Source organism: Cobetia sp. Ld8 (assembly GCF_045066615.1).
GTDB classification, from domain to species: domain Bacteria; phylum Pseudomonadota; class Gammaproteobacteria; order Pseudomonadales; family Halomonadaceae; genus Cobetia; species Cobetia amphilecti.
In genome coordinates this window covers 832,510-850,806 of the sequence record NZ_JBISHF010000008.1, presented here as the reverse complement: position 1 = coordinate 850,806, position 18,297 = coordinate 832,510, and the positions used below count along the sequence as shown (strand labels likewise).

Genomic DNA, 18,297 nt, shown 5'->3' with positions numbered 1-18,297 from the left:
TCCACTGTTCGCGCGCTGTCACATCTCCCCCTGCATCTCTTCCCAAAGTGCGGCCCCTGCGGCTGGCGCTTACGTCGTGTTACGAAAAAATTCTTTTATATCAATGGTTTATGCGCTGGTTAAATTTTGTGCAATCTGTTGGTAAGCCCGCTGTCATGCTGGTTCGCCGCGCTTGTCTAGGGGTTATCAACGAGGTTATCCACAGATAGTGTGGAAAAACATCATGAGCGCCGCTGCTGTCTGGGATGTTGCGCTGCGGCATCAAAAAACGCCTCATTCCCGCGTCCATATGGCGTTGGAATGAGGCGTTTTCAGTGCGAGGCCGTGTGATGCGATTCAGCTCGCTCGCGTGTATTCAGACCCGCTTCATCTGGAGAGGCGCTTGAGCAGCGAGGAGGTGTCCCAGCGATTGCCGCCCATGGCCTGCACGTCGGCATAGAACTGATCGACCAGCGCGGTCACCGGCAGGCTGGCATCGATGCGGCGTGCTTCCGCCAGGCAGATGTCGAGGTCCTTGCGCATCCAGTCGACGGCAAAGCCGTGATCGTACTCGTCCTTGATCATGGTGGCGTGACGGTTTTCCATCTGCCAGGAGCCGGCGGCGCCCTTGGAGATCACCTCGATCACCGCCTCGCGATCCAGCCCCGCCTGCTCGGCGAAGTGCAGGCCCTCGGAAAGTGCCTGCACCAGCCCGGCAATGCAGATCTGGTTGACCATCTTGGTGGTCTGGCCGGCACCGGTCTCGCCGATGCGCTTCACCATGCGACCGTAGTGCGTCAGCACCGGCTCGGCACGCGCGTAATCCGCTTCGCTGCCGCCACACATGATGGTCAGTACGCCATTCACGGCGCCTTGCTGGCCGCCGGAGACCGGTGCGTCGACGAAGCCGATGCCGGCCTCGCCCGCGGCGGCGGCCAGCTCGCGTGCCAGGTCGGCACTGGCGGTGGTGTGGTCCACCAGCAGGCTGCCGCTCGTCATGCCGGCCAGCACGCCGTCGTCGCCGTAGGTGACGCTGCGCACGTCATCATCATTGCCCACGCACATCAGCACGATATCGGCGCCCTCGGCGGCTTCTCGCAGGGTGGCGTGATGGCTGCCGCCGTACTCCTCGCTCCACTGCTCGGCGCGTGCACGTGTGCGGTTGTAGACCCGCACCTCAAGGCCTGCGCGTTTCAGATGGCCGGCCATGGGGTAACCCATGACACCGAGTCCGATGAAGGCGGCGGTACGTGGCGTTGTGTGTGTGTCTGACATGCTGGGGGCTCCTTGCCATCAATCAGGAATGAGGTTGCGCCGCTCGCGGTGGGGCGCATGGCGTGCCGGCGCGTACAGGGCGTGACGAAGCCGGTACATCAGCACGCTAGCACGTCCGGGGCGGGGATGGGGCGGCTTTGTGGCTTGCGTCTCGACAGGGGCTGCGCGCATGAGAGGCAACAGGCCAAAAAAACCGCCTCCGAAGAGGCGGTCTGTCCTGCAGGCGCATGACCCGATGTTGCCGGGTGCCTGGTTGCCTGGTGCTGGGTTACTTGGCCGGATAGTCGCGCTGCGGGTGGCCGGTGTACAGCTGACGCGGACGGCCGATGCGGTGGCCGCCGGCGATCATCTCGTTCCAGTGGGAGATCCAGCCGATGGTGCGCGACATGGCGAAGATGACCGTGAACATGTTGGTCGGGATGCCGATCGCCTTGAGGATGATGCCGGAGTAGAAGTCGACATTCGGGTACAGCTTGCGCTCGATGAAGTACTCGTCTTCCAGCGCGATCTGTTCCAGACGCTTGGCGATCTTGAGCTGCGGGTCGTCCGCCATGCCCAGCTGCTCCAGCACTTCGTCGCAGGTCTCTTTCATGACCTTGGCGCGCGGATCGAAGTTGCGATAGACGCGGTGACCGAAGCCCATCAGCTTGAACGGGTCTTCCTTGTCCTTGGCCTTGTCGATGAAGCGTTGGATGTTCTCCTCGGACTCTTCACCGATCTCGTCGAGCATGGCTAGCACGGCTTCGTTGGCGCCGCCGTGTGCCGGGCCCCACAGTGCCGCGATACCGGCGCTGATGCAGGCGAACGGGTTGGCACCGGTGGAGCCGGCCAGACGCACGGTAGAGGTCGAGGCGTTCTGCTCGTGGTCGGCGTGCAGCATGAAGATGGTGTCCATCGCCTTGGCGAACACCGGGTTGATCTTGTACTCCTCGCACGGGTTGCCGAACATCATGTACAGGAAGTTCTCGCCGTAGGAGAGGTCATTGCGCGGGTACATGAACGGCTGACCGATGTTGTACTTGTGGCACATGGCCGCCAGGGTCGGCATCTTGGCGATCAGGCGCACGGCGCTGACGTAGCGTTCCTTCTCGTTGGTGATGTTCAGGTTGTCGTGATAGAAGGCGGCCAGGCCACCGACCACGCCGCACAGGATCGCCATCGGGTGGGCGTCGCGACGGAAGCCCTTGAAGAAGTTGACGATTTGCTCATGCACCATGGTGTGGTTGCTGATCAGCTGGGCGAACTTGTCGTATTCCTCGTCGCTCGGCAGCTCTCCGAACAGCAGCAGGTAGCACAGCTCGATGTAGTTGGAGCTCTTGGCCAGCTGGTCGATGGGGTAGCCGCGATGCAGCAGCACGCCTTTCTGGCCATCGATGAAGGTGATGGATGATTCGCAGGCGGCAGTGGAGACGAAGCCCGGGTCGTAGGTGAACATGCCTTCGGCGGTCAGGCCGCGAACGTCGATGACGTCCTGGCCGAGCGTGCCGGAATAGACCGGGAACTCGATGCTCTTGTCGATACCGTCTACTGTCAATGTCGCTTTCTTGTCAGTCATGCCGACCTCCTCATTATTCGCGTAACTCTTTGACTTGCTTGCCATGCCGGGCTTGCATCAATCCCGCCCACTATAGAAGCCCGCGAAAGATTGTCAATTCGCCACACGGCGTAGAGACGCGCGCCATGCTGCTGTGCGTCAGTTCCCCGACGTTTACGTATCCCGTGGCGTCAGGTCGCGTCCTGTTCACTGCATTTTGTGCAATCCGTGGTTGCGGCCCTGCGACGTCATGCCATTTGTCATGCCAATGGCCAACCCCTATAATCCACCGTCGCGCGACTGGCGGGAAATTCGGCTCGGTACCGTGGATGGCCTGCGCCCGAGACCCTTCCTCAAACCACCGCCCCTGCGGGCTTGCGTCCGTGTTGGGCCAAGAGAGTGTGTAAGAGCCGTGAATAGCAAACGACCCGTAAATCTCGATCTGACGACGATAAAGTTCCCTCTCCCTGCGCTGACTTCAATCACCCACCGTATTACCGGCGTGATTCTGTTCGTGGGCCTGGTATTTGCGCTGTGGGCACTCGATGCCTCGCTGTCCTCCCCGGAAGGGTTCGAGGCAGTGCGCGACACCCTGGCGACCAACTTCCTGGCCAAGATCGTGGCCTGGGGCCTGCTGTCTGCCCTCGGTTTCCACTTCGTGGCTGGCATCAAGCACCTGCTGATGGACATGGATATTGGTGTCGAACTGGAAAGTGCTAATCGCAAGGCGCAGGTCACTGTCGTGATCAGTGCTGTTCTCGTGGTCCTGGCGGGAGTCTGGGTATGGTAAACAACATCACCAATTTCAGCCGCAGCGGTCTGTCCGACTGGGTGCTGCAGCGTGTTTCTGCCGTGATTCTGGCAGTCTATTCCGTGTTCATGGTCGGCTACCTGTTGCTCCATCCGAACCTCGACTACACCACCTGGAGTGGTCTGTTCGAGAACACGGCGATGCGCATCTTCTCTCTGATGGCATTCATCTCGATTGCCGCACACGCTTGGATCGGTCTGTGGACCGTGGCGACCGATTACATGAAGCCGACCGCACTGCGTTTCGGTTTCCAGGTCTTCGTCATCCTTGCGTTGTTCATCTTCTTGGTCTGGGGCGTTCAAGTCCTGTGGGGAGCCTGATACATGTCCACCATGCGTAGCCTGACATTCGACGCGATCATCATCGGCGGCGGCGGCGCTGGCCTGCGTGCCGGTCTCGAACTGTCCCAGTCCGGCAAGAAGACCGCCGTGCTGTCCAAGGTCTTCCCGACCCGCTCGCATACTGTCTCTGCCCAGGGCGGTATCACCTGTGCCATCGCTTCTGCTGATCCGAATGATGATTGGCGCTGGCACATGTATGACACCGTCAAGGGTGGCGATTACATCGCTGATCAGGACGCTGCGGAATATATGTGTACCGAAGGCCCGAAAGCGGTCTTCGAGCTTGAGCACATGGGTCTGCCGTTCTCCCGTTTCGACAACGGCCGCATCTATCAGCGTCCGTTCGGTGGCCAGTCCAAGGACTTCGGCAAGGGCGGCCAGGCGGCTCGTACCTGCGCCGCGGCTGACCGTACCGGTCACGCCCTGCTGCACACTCTGTATCAGGCCAACCTGAAGAACGGCACCGTCTTCCTCGACGAGTGGTACGCCATCGATCTGGTCAAGAATGCCAACGGCGATATCGTCGGCGTGATTGCCCTGTGCATCGAGACCGGCGAGACCGTGGTCGTGAAGTCCAAGGCCACCGTTCTGGCCACTGGCGGTGCGGGCCGTATCTACGCCTCCACCACCAATGCCCTGATCAACACCGGCGACGGTATCGGCATGGCACTGCGTGCCGGCCTGCCGGTCCAGGACATGGAAATGTGGCAGTTCCACCCGACCGGGATTCACGGTGCGGGCGTGCTGGTCACCGAAGGTTGCCGCGGTGAAGGTGGCTACCTGGTCAACAAGGACGGCGAGCGCTTCATGGAGCGTTATGCGCCGAACGCCAAGGACCTCGCGGGCCGTGACGTCGTCGCGCGCTCCATGGTGCTGGAAATCCTCGAAGGCCGTGGCTGTGGCGAGAATGGCGACCACGTCTTCCTGAAGCTGGATCACCTGGGTGAGGAAGTGCTGAACAAGCGCCTGCCGGGTATCTCCGAGCTGTCCAAGACCTTCGCGCACGTCGATCCGACCAACGCGCCGATACCGGTCGTGCCGACCTGCCACTACATGATGGGCGGCATCGCCACCAACGTGCACGGTCAGGCCATCGCACAGAACGAAGACGGCAGCGACCGCATCGTCAACGGCCTCTATGCCGTGGGTGAAGTGGCCTGTGTGTCCGTTCACGGCGCCAACCGTCTGGGCGGCAACTCGCTGCTGGATCTGGTCGTCTTCGGCCGCGCCGCGGGCAAGTACATCGAAAGCGCGCTCAACGAAGGTGTCGAGTACCTCGAGCCGACGCAGAGCGACATCGATGCAGCCCTGGTGCGCCTGAACCGCTGGAACGAGTCCGAAAGCGGCGAGTCCGTGCCGGAACTCAAGCGCGAACTGCAGCAGATCATGCAGAACTCCTTCGGTGTCTTCCGTCAGGAAGACAAGATGGAAGAGGGCGTCAAGCAGCTGTCCGATCTGCGTGAGCGTATCGCCAAGGCGGGTCTGTCCGACAAGTCTCAGGTCTTCAATACCGCGCGTATCGAAGCTCTCGAGCTGGACAACCTGATGGAAGTGGCGGAAGCCACTGCCATTGCGGCCCTGACCCGCAAGGAAAGCCGTGGTGCTCACTCCCGTTACGACTTCCCGGATCGTGATGACGAGAACTGGCTCAAGCATTCTCTGTTCTTCCCGAACGAGAAGCGTGTCGGCAAGCGTGATGTGAACTTCGCGCCGAAGACCGTCGAGCGTTTCGAGCCGAAGATTCGTACCTACTGAGTCTGAACCCAAGGCGCGCGTACCGACTCGGTCGGGACGCCGCGCCTTCATTCAGACCAAGTTCGCACTCGCTCGAGTTCACTCTCGCTTGAGTTCGCCGTGATCGAGGTGCGTGCAGGTCACCGCACGCACCTGACCCGTTTGCCCGGAGGGGAAACCATGCTTCAGGTATCCATATACCGCTACAACCCTGAAACCGATACTGCGCCGTACATGCAGGAGTTTCAGGTCGACACCCAGGGTCGTGACCTGATGGTGTTGAACGTGATGGAAATGCTCAAGGAACAGGACAGCTCGCTGGCCTATCGTCGCAGCTGCCGTGAAGGCGTCTGCGGTTCGGACGGCATGAACATGAACGGCAAGAACGGCCTGACCTGTGTCACCGCGCTGTCCGAAGTCGTCAAGGACAACAAGCTGGTGCTGCGTCCGCTGCCGGGCCTGCCGGTCGTGCGTGACCTGGTCGTCGACATGAGCATCTTCTACAAGCAGTACGAGCGCATCCAGCCGTACCTGCTCAACGACACGCCGGCGCCGGCCATCGAGCGTCTGCAGTCGCCGGAAGACCGTGACAAGCTCGACGGTCTCTACGAGTGCATCCTGTGTGCCTGCTGCTCGACTGCCTGCCCGTCCTTCTGGTGGAACCCGGACAAGTTCGTCGGTCCGAGCGGTCTGCTGCAGGCCTATCGCTTCCTGGCGGACTCGCGTGACACCGCCACCAAGGAGCGTTTGAGCGAGCTGGACGACCCGTTTGCCGTATTCCGTTGTCGCGGAATCATGAATTGTGTCGCGGTTTGCCCCAAGGGTCTGAACCCGACACGTGCCATCGGCAAGATTCGTGAGCTTTTGCTGGCAAACGCCACTTAAAAGCCGCGCCTTAGCTTGCTATGATGCACGTCAGCTGCGGCAGGGTGTCACACCTTGTCGCAGCGCACAGCTTGCTGAAGCCGGTGCCTTGTGCACCGGCTTTTGACGATAAAAGAAGACTCAGATGGTGAAGGCCTCCATGGTTTCGCCATACAGGGCATAATCGAGTGACGCCGACAGCGCTTGTCAGGCGCCTACCCCACCCCATCAGTCAGGGTGACCGAGAGATGCAAGAAGGCACAATGGAGTTGATGTGGCGCACTTCCCATATGAGCGGGGGGAATGTCCACTACGTAGAAGATCTCTACGAGCGTTATCTTGTCGACCCGAATGAGGTTCCCGACGAGTGGCGCAACTACTTTGATACTCTGCCGCGTCATGACGGCAGCCCCTCCCAGGATGTTCCGCTAGCGCCGATCCGTGATCAGTTCTACGAGATGGGTCGCAACAGTCGCCGCCCGGTGGCTGTCTCTGCGGGCGAAAGCAGCGAGAACAAAAAGCAGGTTCGTGTTCTCCAGCTGATCAACGCCTACCGCTTCCGTGGCCACCAGAAGGCGGATATCGATCCCCTTGGTCTGCGCAAGCCGGCACCGATCCCTGATCTTGAACTGTCCTTCCATCAGCTGTCCGCCGCTGACATGGACGTCGAGTTCCAGACCGGCTCGCTGTTCCTGGGCAAGGATGTCGCTCCGCTGAAGGAAATCCACGCCGCGCTGGAGCAGACTTACTGCCGCAGCATCGGTGCCGAGTTCATGCACATCGTCAACACGGAAGAGAAGCGCTGGCTGCAGCAGCGTTTCGAGTCCGTACGTTCCAAGCCGAACTTCTCACGCGATGTCCGTCATCACGTGCTGGAACGTCTGACCGCCGCCGAAGGCCTCGAGAGCTATCTCGCCAGCAAGTACCCGGGCACCAAGCGCTTTGGTCTGGAAGGCGGCGAATCCTTCATTCCGATGATGGATGAGCTGATCCAGCGCAGCGGCAAGTACGGTACCAAGGAAGTCGTGATCGGCATGGCCCACCGTGGCCGTCTCAACCTGCTGGTCAACCTGCTGGGCAAGAGCCCGTCAGAGCTGATCGAGGAATTCGATGGCAAGAAGCAGATTGCCAAGGGTTCCGGCGACGTGAAGTACCACCAGGGCTTCAGCTCGAATGTCATGACCCCGGGCGGCGAAGTCCACCTGGCGCTGGCGTTCAACCCGTCGCACCTGGAAATCGTCTCTCCGGTGGTGGAAGGCTCCGTGCGTGCCCGTCAGGACCGTCGCGAAGACAGCGAAGGCGACAGCGTACTGCCGATCTCCATCCACGGTGATGCGGCATTCGCCGGTCAGGGCGTGGTCATGGAAACCTTCCAGATGTCGCAGACCCGTGCCTACAAGACGGGCGGTACCGTGCATGTCGTCATCAACAACCAGGTGGGCTTCACCACCTCGCGTGCCGATGACGCTCGCTCGACCGAATACTGCACCGACATCGCCAAGATGGTTCAGGCGCCGATCATCCACGTCAATGGAGATGATCCGGACGCCGTGCTGCACGCCGCTCAGGTCGCCATCGACTACCGTCAGCAGTTCAAACGTGACGTCGTGCTCGACCTCGTGTGTTACCGCAAGCGCGGTCACAACGAAGCCGACGAGCCGTCCGGTACCCAGCCGCTGATGTACGCCAAGATCAAGTCCCAGAAGACTGCCCGCGAGAAGTATGCGGACCGTCTGGTCGAGGAAGGCGTGCTCAGCGCGGAAGAGACCAAGCACCTGGTCGACCAGTACCGTGCCGACCTGGATGCCGGCAACCACGTTGCCAATGCGCTGGTGAAGCAGCCCAACACCGGTCTGTTCGTCGATTGGACGCCGTACCTGGGCCACGAGTGGACCGGCGTTGCCGATACCTCGATGGACATGAAGCAGCTGCAGGCCCTCGCCAACAAGATGTGCGAAGTGCCGGACGGCGTCTCGGTCCAGCGTCAGGTCAACAAGATCTACGAAGATCGTCGCAAGATGGCCGCTGGTGGCATGCCGCTGAACTGGGGCTTCGCCGAGACACTGGCCTACGCCACCCTGGTCGATGCCGACCACCCGGTGCGTATCACCGGTCAGGACGTGGGTCGCGGTACCTTCTCCCACCGTCATGCGGTGGTGCACAACCAGAAGGATGGCGACACCTACGTGCCGCTGCAGCACATCAAGGATGGTCAGGCGACCTTCACCATCCATGACTCCTACCTCTCCGAGGAAGCGGTGCTGGCCTTTGAATATGGCTATGCCACCACCATGCCCAAGGCATTGGTCGTGTGGGAAGCCCAGTTCGGTGACTTCGCCAACGGCGCCCAGGTGGTGATGGACCAGTTCATCTCCTCCGGCGAGAGCAAGTGGGGTCGCCTGTGCGGTCTGACCATGCTGCTGCCGCACGGCTACGAGGGCCAGGGCCCGGAGCACAGCTCCGCACGCCTCGAGCGTTACCTCCAGCTGTGTGCCGAGCACAACATGCAGGTATGCATGCCGACCACACCGGCGCAGATCTATCATCTGCTGCGTCGTCAGGTCATCCGCTCGCTGCGCAAGCCGCTGGTCGTGCTGTCACCCAAGTCTCTGCTGCGTCACAAGGAAGCGACTTCCACCCTCGACGAACTGGCCGATGGCCGCTTCGAGATGGTGCTGTCCGACAAGGGCAACCTGGAAGCTTCCAAGGTCAAGCGCGTCGTGCTGTGTGCGGGCAAGGTCTACTATGACCTGGCCGCCTACCGCGCCGAGCAGGGCCGTGAAGACGTAGCCGTCATCCGTGTCGAGCAGCTCTATCCCTTCCCGAAGGAAGAGCTCCAGGCCGCCATCGCCGACTACGAGAATCTCGAGCAGGTGATGTGGTGCCAGGAAGAGCCGCTCAATCAGGGTGCCTGGTATCAGAGTCAGCACCATATGCGTCAGGTCGCTGAGCAGCACCGTCAGGGGCTTGGCATGAGCCTGGACTTCGCCGGACGCCCGGCCTCTGCGGCACCTGCCGCGGGCTACATGTCCGTTCATAACGAGCAGCAGCGCCAGCTGGTCGACGACGCCTTCAACAAGTAAAGGCTCGCGACCCGCAAGGGCACCGAGAGAGAATTGAGTTAAGGAACTCCAATGGCTATCGATATCAAAGCGCCGTCTTTTCCGGAATCCGTCGCCGAAGGCACTGTGGCGACCTGGCACAAGCAGCCCGGCGACAGCGTCGAGCGTGACGAGCTGATCGTCGAGATCGAGACCGACAAGGTCGTGCTGGAAGTCGTCGCACCGCAGGACGGCACCCTGGGCGAGATCAAGGTTCAGGAAGGCGATACCTGCGAGTCCGAGCAAGTGCTGGGCTCCATCGGTGATGCAGACGCCGCTGCATCTTCAGACGCCAAGGACGACTCCGCGTCTGAAGAGAGCAAGTCCGAAAGCACTGAATCCGAATCCAATGACGACGCCAAGGCCGAGAGCAAGCCGGCCGCCGGTGGCGAAGGCAAGACGCTGGAAGTCAAGGCGCCGAGCTTCCCGGAATCCGTTGCCGAAGGCACCGTCGCCACCTGGCACAAGAAGGTCGGTGAAGCCTGCGAGCGCGACGAGCTGATCGTCGAGATCGAGACCGACAAGGTCGTGCTGGAAGTCGTGGCTCCGGCCGACGGCGCCCTGAGCGAGATCAAGGTCGAGGAAGGCGATACCTGCGAGACCGAAGCCGTGCTGGCACTGTTCAGCGCTGGTGCTTCCGGTGGCGCCGCGCCGGCCGCTGAGGCAAGCGACGACAAGTCCGGCTCTGACGAAGGTCAGGACGAGAAGGTCGGCGACAAGATCCTCGCCCCGGCAGCGCGCAAGATGGTGGCCGAGCACGATCTGGACGTCAGCAAGCTGGTCGGTACCGGCAAGGGCGGTCGCGTGCTGAAGGAAGACGTGGCCAAGGCCGTCAAGGAAGGCACTGCGGCCAAGTCCGCTGCCAAGCCGGCTGCCAAGTCCGGCGCTTCCAAGTCCGATGCCAAGGCCGCGCCGAAATCTGCACCGACCTTCGAGGGCGAGCGTCCCGAGAAGCGCGTGCCGATGAGCCGCATGCGTCAGACCATCGCCAAGCGTCTGGTCAATGCCCAGCAGACTGCCGCCATGCTCACCACTTACAACGAAGTGGACATGAGCGCGGTGATGGAACTGCGCAAGCAGTACAAGGACACCTTCCAGAAGGTGCACGACACCAAGCTCGGCTTCATGGGCTTCTTCGTCAAGGCGGCCACCGAAGCGCTCAAGCGCTTCCCGGACGTCAATGCCTCCATCGACGGCACCGACATCGTCTACCACGGTTACCAGGACATCGGTGTGGCCGTGTCTTCCGACCGTGGTCTGGTCGTGCCGGTGCTGCGTGATACCGACAGCATGAAGCTCGCCGATGTCGAAAAGACCATCGTCGACTTCGGTCAGCGTGCCCGCGCCGGCAAGCTGGGCATCGATGAGATGCAGGGCGGTACCTTCACGATCACCAACGGCGGCATCTTCGGTTCCCTGATGTCCACCCCGATCCTGAATCCGCCGCAGACCGCCATCCTGGGCATGCACAAGATCCAGGAGCGTCCGATGGCCGTGAACGGTCAGGTCGTCATCCGTCCGATGATGTATCTGGCACTGTCCTACGATCACCGCATGATCGATGGCAAGGATGCAGTCCAGTTCCTCGTCGCCATCAAGGACCTGCTGGAAGATCCGGCTCGTTTCCTGCTCGACGTCTGAGACCGCAATGTCTCACGTCCTTGAGGATCTCGAGGGCGTGAGCGGCCCCGGCGGGTGGCACTGCCACTCGCCGGGTTGCCAACCCGAATCGAACTGCACCAACAGGAAGAGACATGGCCGATAAATTTGATGTGATCGTCATTGGCGCTGGCCCTGGTGGCTATGTTGCCGCTATCCGCGCTGCTCAGCTGGGTCTGAAGACCGCCTGCGTCGAGAAGTGGGTCAACAAGGAAGGCAAGGTCGTTCACGGCGGTACCTGCCTGAACGTCGGCTGCATTCCGTCCAAGGCATTGCTGGAAACCTCGCACAAGTACGTCGAAGCGCGTGATGAATTCGCCGAACTGGGCATCAAGGCCGACGGCGTCGAGATCGACGTGGCCAAGATGATCGAGCGCAAGGCGCAGATCGTGAAGAACCTGACCGGCGGTATCTCCGGTCTGTTCAAGGCCAACGGTGTCACCGCGCTGGAAGGTACCGGCAAGGTGCTGCCGAACAAGCAGGTCGAAGTGACCGATCACGACGGTGGCAAGGCGACCTACGAAGCCGAGAACATCGTCATCGCTTCCGGTTCCGTGCCGGTCGAGATTCCGCCGACGCCGCTGACCGAAGGTCTGATCGTCGATTCCACCGGCGCGCTCGAGTTCGACGAAGCACCGAAGCGTCTGGGTGTCATCGGTGCCGGTGTCATCGGTCTCGAGCTCGGTAGCGTGTGGAGCCGTTGCGGTTCTGAAGTCACCGTGCTGGAAGCGGTCGACAGCTTCCTGCCGATGGTCGATGCGGCCGTCGCCAAGGAAGCCCAGAAGCTGCTCAAGAAGCAGGGTCTGGACATCAAGCTCGGCGCCCGTGTGACCGGTTCCGACATCAAGGACAGCGAAGTCGTCGTCAAGTACACCGACGCCAACGGCGAACAGGAACAGACCTTCGACAAGATCATCGTCGCGGTCGGCCGTCGTCCGTACACCCAGAGCCTGCTCGACAGCGATGTCGGCATCAATCTGGACGAGCGTGGCTTCATCCACGTCGACGACCAGTGCGCGACCAGCGTGCCGGGCGTCTACGCCATCGGCGACGTGGTGCGTGGCCCGATGCTGGCGCACAAGGCCTCTGAAGAGGGCGTGATGGTTGCCGACATCATCGCCGGCCACAAGGCCGAGATGAACTACGACGCCATCCCGAGCATCATCTACACCTTCCCGGAAGTGGCGTGGGTCGGCAAGACCGAACAGCAAGCCAAATCCGAAGGCATCGAAGTCAAGACCGGCAGCTTCCCGTTCGCGGCAAGCGGTCGTGCCATGGCCAACAATGCCACTGAAGGTCTGGCCAAGATCATTGCCGACGCTGAGACTGATCGCGTCCTGGGCGTTCACATCATCGGCCAGCATGCCGGTGAGCTGATCGCACAGGGTGTGACTGCCCTCGAGTTCGGCGCAAGCGCCGAAGACCTCGCACTGATCTGCACGGCTCACCCGACACTGTCGGAAGCCGTGCACGAAGCCGCGCTGGCCGTTGACGGGCATGCGATTCACATCGCAAACCGCAAGAAGCGCAAGTAAGCGTCCTTCCGAACAAGAGGCGCGTCGCCCCGGCCAGGCCGGGGCGAACGGTGGCAGTGGCATCTTGCGACTGCCGTTCGAGTCTAATGCAACCAATGGCATGACACGATGAACCTTCACGAATATCAGGCAAAACAACTTTTTGCCGACTATGGCCTGCCGGTGTCCAAGGGCTTTGCCGTTGACACCCCGGAAGACGCTGCTGAAGCGTGCAAGAAGATTGGCGGCGACAAGTGGGTCGTCAAGGCACAGGTCCACGCAGGTGGCCGCGGCAAGGCTGGCGGCGTCAAGCTGGTCGACAGCGCACAAGCCGCTTCCGACTTCGCGACCCAGTGGCTGGGCAAGAACCTGGTGACCTACCAGACTGACGAAAACGGTCAGCCGGTCACCAAGATTCTCGTCGAGAACTGCACCGACATCGCCGAAGAGCTGTACCTGGGCGCCGTCGTTGACCGCACCACTCGTCGCATCGTCTTCATGGCTTCCACCGAAGGCGGCGTGGAAATCGAGAAGGTTGCTGAAGAGACGCCGGAAAAGATCCTGAAAGCCGAGATCGATCCGCTGGTCGGCGCTCAGCCGTACCAGGCGCGTGAACTGGCCTTCAAGCTGGGTCTGAACCCGACCCAGATCAAGCAGTTCACCAAGATCTTCCTGGGTCTGGCGAAGATGTTCGCCGACAAGGATTTCGCGCTGCTGGAAATCAACCCGCTGGTCATCACCGACGAAGGCAACCTCCACTGCCTCGACGGCAAGATCAACATCGACGCCAACGCCGTCTACCGTCACCCGGACCTGCAGGCGATGCACGATCCGTCTCAGGAAGACGAGCGTGAAGCGCATGCTGCCAAGTTCGAACTGAACTACGTTGCCCTCGACGGCAACATCGGCTGCATGGTCAACGGCGCAGGCCTGGCGATGGGCACCATGGACATCGTCAACCTGTCTGGCGGCAAGCCGGCCAACTTCCTCGACGTGGGTGGCGGTGCTACCAAGGAACGCGTTGCAGAAGCATTCAAGATCATCCTGTCCGACGACAACGTCAAAGCTGTTCTGGTGAACATCTTCGGCGGCATCGTGCGTTGTGACATGATCGCCGAAGGCATCATCGGTGCCGTCGAGCAGGTCGGTGTCAACGTGCCGGTCGTGGTGCGTCTGGAAGGTAACAACGCTGAACTCGGCGCCAAGAAGCTGGCCGAAAGCGGTCTGAACATCATCGCTGCTACCAGCCTGACTGACGCGGCGCAGCAGGTTGTCAAAGCTGCGGAGGGCAAGTAATGAGCATTTTGATCGACAAGAACACCAAGGTGATCTGCCAGGGCTTCACTGGCGGCCAGGGTACCTTCCACTCTGAACAAGCCATCGCCTACGGCACCAAGATGGTCGGTGGCGTGACGCCGGGCAAGGGTGGTCAGACTCACCTGGGCCTGCCGGTGTTCAACACCGTCGCCGAAGCCGTTGCCGAGACTGGCGCTGAAGCGTCCGTCATCTACGTGCCGGCACCGTTCTGCAAGGATTCCATCCTTGAAGCGGCCAATGCAGGCATCAAGCTGATCGTCTGCATCACCGAAGGCGTGCCGACTCTCGACATGCTGGAAGTCAAGGTCAAGTGCGACGAGCTGGGCGCGCGCGTCATCGGTCCGAACTGCCCGGGTGTCATCACTCCGGGTGAGTGCAAGATCGGTATCATGCCGGGTCACATCCACCAGCCGGGCAAGGTCGGTATCGTGTCTCGTTCCGGCACCCTGACCTACGAAGCCGTCAAGCAGACCACCGACCACGGTTTCGGTCAGTCCAGCTGTGTCGGTATCGGCGGCGACCCGATCCCGGGTTCCAACTTCATCGACATCCTCGAGATGTTCGAGAAGGACCCGAAGACCGAAGCCATCGTCATGATCGGCGAGATCGGCGGTTCTGCTGAAGAAGAAGCTGCTGCCTACATCAAGGCGAACGTCACCAAGCCGGTCGTCTCCTACATCGCTGGTGTGACTGCGCCTCCGGGCAAGCGCATGGGCCATGCAGGCGCCATCATCTCCGGCGGCAAGGGTACTGCCGATGAGAAGTTCGCGGCTCTGGAAGCGGCTGGCGTCAAGACTGTGCGTTCACTCGCGCAGATCGGCGATGCCATCAAGGAAGTCACTGGCTGGTAAGCCATTGATCTCCTGACAGCGATCGGCGCCAAGCGGATCGCATGTCACCGAAAGGGCAGGCCCATAGGGCCTGCCCTTTTTTCGTTTCTGGCCGCCGCCAGTCTCTCCCGAGTGCATGTCGGCGGGGCTACCTGCGGCCGGTGGCGCAGGCGAGGGGAGAGGTTTTTCGGCTGATGCAGGCGGGGCAGGTGCGTTCATATCAAGCAGTTGCTAATCTGATGACTGTTCATTGGCACCTGACCAAGCGACACGTGCAGATGCCCCACGGCGCAACACGACTCACTGATAAGGATGTTCCATGCTCAAGTCATTCCCCGCCCTCACGCGCTCCGCGCGCCTGCTGGCGTTGCTGTCCCTGCCGTTGGCTGCTGGCATGCCGCTGTCTGCCAGTGCAGATTCCGGCGCGGCGGCAGCCTCCGCCCCTGAAGCTTCAGCGAGCATGCAGGTGCCTGCCAAGGGCATCGAGTCGGTGACCAGTCGTGATGATGTCGCCAGCGTCCAGGCGCGTCTCGAGACGGCGCTCAAGGCCAAGGGGCTGACGCTGTTCAGCGTCATTGATCATGAGGCGGGTGCCGAGAAGGTCGGCATGGAGTTGCCCGCGACGCATACCGTCATCTTCGGCAATCCCAAGGTGGGCACTCTGTTGATGCAGTGCAACGGGGCGGCCGCCCTGGACCTGCCGCAGAAGATGCTGATTCGCGCCGTGGAGGGCGGCAGCGTGATCGAGTGGAATGACCCGCAGTACATGGCCAACCGTCATGATCTGGGCGACTGCAAGCTGCCACTGGACAAGATCGCCGGGCTGCTCAAGGGGCTGGCCGCCGAAGCGGCGGGTCAATGAAGGCAGCGCTCATCACGTATCGATGCTGATATCGTGAACTGACAGCGAGCGCTGACGATCAGGCAGGACGAAAAAGCCGGACTCCTCATGGAGTCCGGCTTTTTGATGTTCCCCTGCCAAGGACTGCCTGTCTTGAAGGGCTGCTTACAGAGCATCACCGTGCTGCTTGAGCCACTGTACGGCGCGGTCCGGGTAGTCAGTGAAGACACCATCGACCCTGGCGTCGACGAAGAAGGCGCGCAGCATGTCGTCGTAATCGCTGGCCCAGTCGGGGATGCGCCCTTCATCGAGGCGGAAGGTGTAGGGCATCACGATCAGGCCCTGCGCATGGGCTTCCTCGACCATTGGTGTGACCTTGATGTCGTCCCGGGTCGAGCTGTCCTCGATCACCATCGGCTTCCACGGCCCGATGCCATCGGCGTAGGTGGCGATGCGCTGCATGCCGCCTTCCTGATACATCCAGTCATAGTCGTAGGGCTCAAGCTTGCCCTCCGCATCCGGCTGGAAGGTCATGTCCCAGCGGGTCTCGCCCATCAGCTGCACCAGACGCAGGTCCATCTCCAGTTCGGGCTGCAGCGTGTCGTGGATGCGCTTGAGGCCATTGGGATCGAAGACCTGCACGACGGCATTGTCATCGTGCGCGACGTAGCCGTAGTGCTTGAGGGTCTCGAGCACTGCTCGCGAGACCTGCTTACCTTCCGACTGGTGGAACCAGGGCGCCTTGATCTCCACATACAGGCCGACATCGCGTCCGGTGGAGTGATTCAGGCCCTGAATCATCTCGATCTCTTCACTCAGGGTGTGCAGGCCGAAGTGCGACTTGCCCAGCGGGAAGCGCTCAGGGTAGTCGGCGACCTGCTCGCCATCCTTGACGGTGAAGCCCTCGCTGAACGACAGCTGGCGCAGCTCGTCCAGCGTGAAGTCAATGGCATAGTAGCGGCCATCATCACGCGCACGCTCGGGGAAGACCTCGGCGACATTGGTCACACGGTCCAGAAAGCGGTCGTGCAGCACCACCAGCTGGTCATCCTTGCTCATCACCACATCCTGCTCGAGGAAGTCGGCGCCCTGGGCATAGGCCATCGCCTTGGCCGCCAGGGTGTGCTCCGGCAGGTAGCCCGAGGCACCCCGGTGGGCGACCACGACCTTGTCGGTGCCATGGCCGGGGTCGATGCTGCGCAGGGGCCTGTCATCAGCGAGTGCTGCTGAGGTCGAGGTGGCCAGCAGCGAGCCGACCACGCCCATCATGGCCAGCGGACGGCGAATGCGGGCGGAAGTCGGGTGACGCTGGGAAGGATGCGGCATGTGAGATCACCTTGAGCTGTGGTTATTGTATGGCCGTTCAATAAAGCCGCCTGCCAACATAACAAAGTCTTATTCATATGGCGATGATCAAGTGTTTTTCATGATGATGTCTGCAGCGCTGCTCGGTCGCCCCGTCATGTGGCTGCCGAGCGACGCTTGAGCAAGCTTCCCAGCATGCTGCGTCCCGCCATCACGAAGAACACCGGGGCGCCGGCGATCAGGTAGAAATAGAAGGTCACCGCACGCCAGATCACCACGGCCGCCGCGGCACTGGCGGCGCCGATCATCGGGCTGAGCAGGGCAGTGGAGGACAGCTCCGCGCCTCCAGCACCGCCGGGCAGCAGCGTCAGCTGGCCCGCTGCCAGCGAGAGCATCTGCACGATGAAGGTCCAGCTCCAGTCGATGTCCTGCCCCAGACCGGACACGGCCAGATAGAGGATCGAGTAGCGCAGCAGCCAATGGGCACAGCAGAGCAGGAAGATCAGGCTCAGCGTCAGGCGCGGCAGGGCGAGTGTCTCGACCAGCGCATGGCGGAAGTGGATCAGGCCGCGAGCCAGCTTGACGCGTGAGCGATGGCGTACCTTGAGCCAGCGCAGCAGGCGTCCGCTGGTCTTGAGCAGGCGCCGATGATGCTTGCCCAGCGCGGCCAGCAGGCCAAAGCCGATGATCAGCAACAGCGCCGGCACGGCCAGCATCCACCCCAGGCGCAGGTCGATGGTATGCGAGAGGGCATAGAGCCCGATGCTGGCCAGCGCCGAGAGGAAGAACAGCATGTCGGTGATCTGATCGACCGCGAATACCGCCGTGGCCTGCGCCGGGCGCACCCCCTGACGTGACAGCAGCCCCATCAGGGTAAACGGACCGCCACTGCCGCCGGGGGTGGCGCTGATGGCGAACTCGGTCGCCATCACCATGCCGACGGCGCGCCGTTGCCCCAGATGACCGCCACGCCCGGCCAGCAGCAGACGCAACCGGCCGGCGTTCAGGTTCCAGCACATCACGATCATGCCCAGCATCAACAGGAAGGTGTCGAGGGGGAACTGGCGCAGTTGGCCGCCCAGTCCGCTGCCGCCCAGCACCAGTGGTATCGCGATGACCATCACAAGGCCAGCACCCAGTAACCAGAGGGCACGATTCATGGCAGATTCCCGCAGCGGGTTGTCACAAGGCC

General features: G+C 61.7%; 14 protein-coding genes. 10 read left to right on the top strand and 4 right to left on the bottom strand.

All coding sequences use genetic code 11. The features are described from left to right. Window positions 1–366: 366 nt before the first annotated feature. Both ACJJV2_RS14550 and gltA read right to left on the bottom strand, forming a co-directional pair. The gene (locus ACJJV2_RS14550; protein ID WP_405281908.1) at window positions 367–1,254 is read right to left on the bottom strand and encodes an NAD(P)-dependent oxidoreductase; all 888 of its coding nucleotides are present in this window, start codon (window positions 1,252–1,254) and stop codon (window positions 367–369) included. A 268-nt stretch (window positions 1,255–1,522) separates the two neighbouring features. Beyond that, window positions 1,523–2,809 (bottom strand): citrate synthase, encoded by a 1,287-nt coding sequence (gltA, locus tag ACJJV2_RS14545; protein WP_043333109.1) that lies wholly within the window; start codon window positions 2,807–2,809, stop codon window positions 1,523–1,525. A gap of 391 nt (window positions 2,810–3,200) precedes the next feature. Between gltA and sdhC the strand changes: the two genes are divergently transcribed. From sdhC to ACJJV2_RS14495, 10 genes are all read left to right on the top strand, one after another. Beyond that, window positions 3,201–3,578, top strand: coding sequence for a succinate dehydrogenase, cytochrome b556 subunit (sdhC, locus tag ACJJV2_RS14540; RefSeq protein WP_043333108.1), 378 nt, complete (start codon window positions 3,201–3,203; stop codon window positions 3,576–3,578). Further along, window positions 3,572–3,919, top strand: a complete 348-nt coding sequence (gene sdhD / locus ACJJV2_RS14535; protein ID WP_043333107.1) for a succinate dehydrogenase, hydrophobic membrane anchor protein — start codon at window positions 3,572–3,574, stop codon at window positions 3,917–3,919. The genes sdhC and sdhD overlap by 7 nt, the downstream gene beginning before the upstream one ends. Window positions 3,920–3,922: 3 nt before the next feature. Next, window positions 3,923–5,695 (top strand): succinate dehydrogenase flavoprotein subunit, encoded by a 1,773-nt coding sequence (gene sdhA, locus ACJJV2_RS14530; protein WP_043333106.1) that lies wholly within the window; start codon window positions 3,923–3,925, stop codon window positions 5,693–5,695. A gap of 159 nt (window positions 5,696–5,854) precedes the next feature. After that, entirely contained in the window at window positions 5,855–6,559 is a 705-nt protein-coding gene (locus ACJJV2_RS14525; protein ID WP_043333105.1) for a succinate dehydrogenase iron-sulfur subunit, read from the top strand. Between the two features lie 227 nt (window positions 6,560–6,786). Next, a complete protein-coding gene (locus ACJJV2_RS14520) occupies window positions 6,787–9,621 on the top strand; it encodes a 2-oxoglutarate dehydrogenase E1 component (protein WP_405281905.1) in 2,835 nt (944 codons plus the stop codon). Between the two features lie 51 nt (window positions 9,622–9,672). Then, complete coding sequence (gene odhB / locus ACJJV2_RS14515; protein WP_317292639.1) at window positions 9,673–11,280, top strand: 2-oxoglutarate dehydrogenase complex dihydrolipoyllysine-residue succinyltransferase; 1,608 nt, start codon at window positions 9,673–9,675, stop codon at window positions 11,278–11,280. A gap of 113 nt (window positions 11,281–11,393) precedes the next feature. Next, window positions 11,394–12,833 carry a dihydrolipoyl dehydrogenase gene (gene lpdA / locus ACJJV2_RS14510; RefSeq protein ID WP_043334000.1) on the top strand — a complete coding sequence of 480 codons (1,440 nt, stop codon included), beginning with the start codon at window positions 11,394–11,396 and terminating at the stop codon, window positions 12,831–12,833. A gap of 108 nt (window positions 12,834–12,941) precedes the next feature. Then, entirely contained in the window at window positions 12,942–14,108 is a 1,167-nt protein-coding gene (gene sucC / locus ACJJV2_RS14505; protein ID WP_043333999.1) for an ADP-forming succinate--CoA ligase subunit beta, read from the top strand. Then, a complete protein-coding gene (gene sucD, locus ACJJV2_RS14500) occupies window positions 14,108–14,980 on the top strand; it encodes a succinate--CoA ligase subunit alpha (RefSeq protein WP_043333998.1) in 873 nt (290 codons plus the stop codon). The genes sucC and sucD overlap by 1 nt, the downstream gene beginning before the upstream one ends. A 298-nt stretch (window positions 14,981–15,278) precedes the next feature. Beyond that, on the top strand, window positions 15,279–15,821 hold the full coding sequence (locus ACJJV2_RS14495) for a DUF302 domain-containing protein (protein ID WP_107335512.1): 543 nt from the start codon (window positions 15,279–15,281) through the stop codon (window positions 15,819–15,821). Between the two features lie 144 nt (window positions 15,822–15,965). On the opposite strand, the gene glpQ is transcribed toward ACJJV2_RS14495, so the two are convergent. Together glpQ and ACJJV2_RS14485 are read right to left on the bottom strand one after the other, a co-directional pair. Continuing rightward, entirely contained in the window at window positions 15,966–17,126 is a 1,161-nt protein-coding gene (gene glpQ, locus ACJJV2_RS14490; RefSeq protein ID WP_405281903.1) for a glycerophosphodiester phosphodiesterase, read from the bottom strand. Between the two features lie 134 nt (window positions 17,127–17,260). Next, window positions 17,261–18,265: a YbhN family protein gene (locus ACJJV2_RS14485; protein ID WP_405281901.1), complete on the bottom strand. Its 1,005-nt coding sequence runs from the start codon at window positions 18,263–18,265 to the stop codon at window positions 17,261–17,263. Window positions 18,266–18,297: the final 32 nt, after the last annotated feature.

Coding starts and splice junctions, on each gene's coding strand:
- ACJJV2_RS14550 (WP_405281908.1), bottom strand. CDS start 1,254: ATGTCAGACACACACACAACGCCACGTACCGCCGCCTTCATCGGACTC.
- gltA (WP_043333109.1), bottom strand. CDS start 2,809: ATGACTGACAAGAAAGCGACATTGACAGTAGACGGTATCGACAAGAGC.
- sdhD (WP_043333107.1), top strand. CDS start 3,572: ATGGTAAACAACATCACCAATTTCAGCCGCAGCGGTCTGTCCGACTGG.
- sdhA (WP_043333106.1), top strand. CDS start 3,923: ATGTCCACCATGCGTAGCCTGACATTCGACGCGATCATCATCGGCGGC.
- ACJJV2_RS14525 (WP_043333105.1), top strand. CDS start 5,855: ATGCTTCAGGTATCCATATACCGCTACAACCCTGAAACCGATACTGCG.
- ACJJV2_RS14520 (WP_405281905.1), top strand. CDS start 6,787: ATGCAAGAAGGCACAATGGAGTTGATGTGGCGCACTTCCCATATGAGC.
- odhB (WP_317292639.1), top strand. CDS start 9,673: ATGGCTATCGATATCAAAGCGCCGTCTTTTCCGGAATCCGTCGCCGAA.
- lpdA (WP_043334000.1), top strand. CDS start 11,394: ATGGCCGATAAATTTGATGTGATCGTCATTGGCGCTGGCCCTGGTGGC.
- sucC (WP_043333999.1), top strand. CDS start 12,942: ATGAACCTTCACGAATATCAGGCAAAACAACTTTTTGCCGACTATGGC.
- sucD (WP_043333998.1), top strand. CDS start 14,108: ATGAGCATTTTGATCGACAAGAACACCAAGGTGATCTGCCAGGGCTTC.
- ACJJV2_RS14495 (WP_107335512.1), top strand. CDS start 15,279: ATGCTCAAGTCATTCCCCGCCCTCACGCGCTCCGCGCGCCTGCTGGCG.
- glpQ (WP_405281903.1), bottom strand. CDS start 17,126: ATGCCGCATCCTTCCCAGCGTCACCCGACTTCCGCCCGCATTCGCCGT.
- ACJJV2_RS14485 (WP_405281901.1), bottom strand. CDS start 18,265: ATGAATCGTGCCCTCTGGTTACTGGGTGCTGGCCTTGTGATGGTCATC.